This window comes from Vibrio sp. 2134-1 (assembly GCF_033339495.1).
In genome coordinates this window covers 1-847 of the sequence record NZ_JAWOUS010000248.1, presented here as the reverse complement: position 1 = coordinate 847, position 847 = coordinate 1, and the positions used below count along the sequence as shown (strand labels likewise).

Sequence of the window (847 nt, the reverse complement as noted above, 5' to 3'; positions counted from 1 at the left end):
AGTTGAGGTTGAATGGTCGATTGGTCGCCTGTTGAATAAGTTGAAGTTCTTTAACGATGGCGTCTTTATTCAGCATTCCACAAGGTAACGAGCCAAGCCCGCCAACATTACTCACTGCAATGGCCATTTGGCTATCTTGCACGCCAGCCATTGGGGCTTGAATAATCGGTAACTCTGTCCCCAAAAGTGCATTAAATGCGTTGTTTTTCATCGTTCTTCCTTGAGTTCATCCAACTGAGTTTTTGTTGTTTTATGCGCGTTTTCACTGACACGCATCAATATGTCCACTATCTCATATCGACTAATTTTCACCCAACTGCGTTGTTATTTCTGTGCACTCAACGCCCACTCAAAATGATATTCCGCGTCAATTAGCGATTACTGACATGAATTTATGTGATCCAATTCAATCGCCTGAGTTACGTGCTTTTTTAAAGTTGCTCTGTTTCGCGAAACCTTACTTCTTACTCAACTTTTACCGGATCAACTATGAAGACATTTTCTAAAAAGCCGTTGCTGTATGCGTTAGCGGCGTTCTCTATCGGTGTGTCATTTTCTTCCTTTGCGGAAATTCGCAACGTCACGTTGCTGCACACCAATGACATTGAAAGCGTTTATGAGCCCGTTGACGCATTTTGGAATCCAGACATTTGCCGCATTGGCGGTATTCCTTACCTTGCCACACTGATCAAACAAACCCGCGCGCAAGAGGAGACCAGTTTCTTGTTCGATGCGGGGGACATTTTCACTGGTTCACTCGCGAAAAAAACGCAAGGCAAGCTCTCTTTCGATTTGTACAGTGCGATGGGCTACGACGCGATAACACTCGGTAACCACGAATTTGAAT

2 protein-coding genes are annotated in these 847 nt (G+C 44.3%); one reads left to right on the top strand and one right to left on the bottom strand.

Annotated elements, in window-relative coordinates:
* Positions 1–211: nitronate monooxygenase (locus R7R78_RS25255; RefSeq protein WP_225474515.1), on the bottom strand; the 211-nt coding region annotated here is incomplete at its 3' end.
* A 278-nt stretch (positions 212–489) separates the two neighbouring features.
* Between R7R78_RS25255 and R7R78_RS25250 the strand changes: the two genes are divergently transcribed.
* Positions 490–847 (top strand): metallophosphoesterase (locus R7R78_RS25250; RefSeq protein WP_225474514.1); only part of this gene is annotated, 358 nt, incomplete at its 3' end.